Annotated in this window: 2 protein-coding genes; one reads left to right on the forward strand and one right to left on the reverse strand. The window is 70.4% G+C overall.

The window, feature by feature from the left end:
• A partial coding sequence (locus C5O18_RS08495; RefSeq protein ID WP_105193128.1) for a PH domain-containing protein occupies nucleotides 1-485 on the forward strand: 485 nt, incomplete at its 5' end.
• Between the two features lie 45 nt (nucleotides 486-530).
• On the opposite strand, the gene C5O18_RS08500 is transcribed toward C5O18_RS08495, so the two are convergent.
• On the reverse strand, nucleotides 531-2,360 hold the full coding sequence (locus C5O18_RS08500; RefSeq protein WP_105193130.1) for an ABC transporter ATP-binding protein: 1,830 nt from the start codon (nucleotides 2,358-2,360) through the stop codon (nucleotides 531-533).
• Between the last annotated feature and the right edge of the window lie 192 nt (nucleotides 2,361-2,552).

Below are 2,552 nucleotides of genomic sequence, written 5' to 3' on the forward strand. Positions count from 1 at the left end.
GCCACGATGCCCCCTGGGGCCGCCAGCTCATCATCGTCTCCGGCTTCGCCAGCTTCATCTGCGTCGCCACCGCCGGCCTCATGCTGCAGGGCCCGGCCGCCGGGAGCGCGGCGGGCCTGCTGGCCGGCCTGCTGCCGCTGCTGATCCTGGCCGGCGCCACGCTGTTCATGGTGCGCGGCTATGTCGTGGCCGACGGCGAGCTGCGGGTCATGCGCCCGCTCTGGCAGACCCGGCTGCCGCTGGCCGGCCTGCGCGCTGTCGAAGTGCTGCCGGACGCCATGCGCGCCAGCGTGCGCACCTGCGGCAACGGCGGCCTGTTCTCCTACACCGGCCGCTACCGCAACCGCGCCCTCGGCCCCTACCAGGCCTGGGTCAACGACATGAACCGCACCGTGGTGCTGCGCTTCGCCGAGCGCACGCTGGTGGTGTCGCCGGCCGATCCGGAGGCCTTCGCGCAGGAGATCCGGCGACAGGTCACGGCATGACGACCGGCACCCGGATATCCGGCCCGAGCGGTCGGGACCCGGGCCTCAGTTCGCCGCGTCGAGGAAGCCGCCGGATTGCCGCGCCCAGAGCTGCGCGTAGATGCCTCCCTGCGCGATCAGCGCATCATGGCTGCCGACCTCGACGATGCGCCCCTGGTCCATGACCACCAGCCGGTCCATGGCGGCGATGGTCGACAGCCGGTGCGCGATGGCGATCACCGTCTTGCCCGCCATCAGCCGGTACAGGTTCTCCTGGATCGCCGCCTCCACCTCCGAGTCCAGCGCCGAGGTGGCCTCGTCGAGGATCAGGATGGGCGCATCCTTGAGCATGACGCGGGCGATGGCGATGCGCTGGCGCTGGCCGCCGGAGAGCTTGACGCCACGCTCGCCGACATGGGCGTCGTAGCCGCGCCGGCCGGCGTTGTCGGCCAGCGCCGGAATGAAGTCGGCGGCGCGCGCCTGGGTAGCGGCGGCGAACATGGCGTCATCGCCGGCGTCCGGACGCCCGTAGAGGATGTTCTCGCGCACCGAGCGGTGCAGCAGCGAGGTGTCCTGGGTGACCATGCCGATGTGCGCGCGCAGCGAATCCTGCTGCACCCCGGCGATATCCTGGCCGTCGATGAGGATGCGCCCGCCCTCGAGGTCGTGGAAACGCAGCAGCAGATTCACCAGCGTCGACTTGCCGGCGCCGGAGCGGCCGACCAGACCGACCTTCTCGCCCGGCGCGATATCCAGCGTCAGGCCCTCGATCACGCCGCCGCCCTTGCCGTAGTGGAAGCTCACGTCCTCGAAGCGGATGCCGCCGGCCGGCACCGCCAGCGCCGGCGCGCCGGGCGCGTCATCGACCACGTGCGGCAGCGAGATGGAGCCGATGCCATCCTTCACCGTGCCGATGTTCTCGAACAGCGCCGACACCTCCCACATGATCCACTGCGACATGCCGGACAGGCGCAGCACCAGTCCCAGCGCCGCGGCCAGGGCGCCCACCGCCAGCTCGCCGCCCAGCCACAGCCAGATGCCGATGCCGCCCACCGCCAGCAGCAGCGCCGAGTTGAGCAGGTAGAGCACGGTGTTGAGCTGCGTCACCAGGCGCATCTGCCGGTACACCGTGGTCATGAAGCCGCCCATGCCCTCACGCGCGTAGGTCGCCTCGCGCTGCGCGTGCGAGAACAGCTTCACGGTCTGGATGTTGGTGTAGCTGTCGACGATGCGGCCGGTCATCAGCGAGCGGGCGTCGGCCTGCTCCTGCGACACCCGGCCCATGACCGGCACGAAGTGGCGCAGCATGAGCAGGTACAGGCCCAGCCAGGCCAGCAGCGGCATGGCCAGGCGCCAGTCCGCCGCCGCCATGATCGCCAGCGAGCCGAGGAAATACACCAGCACGTAGTTGAGCACGTCAATGAGCTTGATCACGCACTCGCGCACCGCCAGCGCGGTCTGCATGAGCTTGGTGGCGATGCGCCCGGCGAACTCGTCCTGGTAGAAGGCCATGGACTGGCGCAGCAGGTAGCGGTGGACCATCCAGCGGATGCGCATGGGGTAGTTGCCCATCAGCGTCTGGTGGTTGAGCAGCGAATGCAGCATGACCATGAGCGGCAGCGCCATGATCACCGCCGCCATGCCGGCGAGCTGCCAGCCCTGCGCCTGCAGGAAGCTGTCGCGGTCCTGCACCGACAGCCAGTCCACGATATGGCCGAGGAAGCTGAACAGCCAGACCTCCGCCACCGCGATCAGCGCCATCAGCAGCGCCGAGACCGCCAGCCAGGGCCAGGCGCCACGGGTGTAGTGCAGGCAGAATCCGGTCAGCGTGGCCGGCGGCTCGGTCGGCTCCTGCGGCGGAAAGGGGTCGAGGCGGCGTTCGAACCAGGAAAACATGGGCATGATCTCGCGCGGGTTCCGGCTGGGGAATGACCGGAAACGGGCGTTACTCTACCCGCGATGACCGCCGCACGTCAGCCCGCCATCTCCGCGCCCCGGCACCCGCACCCGCCGCCGGCACCGGGACACGCTGGCTCAGCCCGCCGCCAGCGCCGCCTGGCAGTAAGCCTCGCGCATGGCGCGGCGGCC

Source organism: Amnimonas aquatica (assembly GCF_002943415.1).
In the GTDB taxonomy this organism is placed as follows: domain Bacteria; phylum Pseudomonadota; class Gammaproteobacteria; order Pseudomonadales; family Moraxellaceae; genus Perlucidibaca; species Perlucidibaca aquatica_A.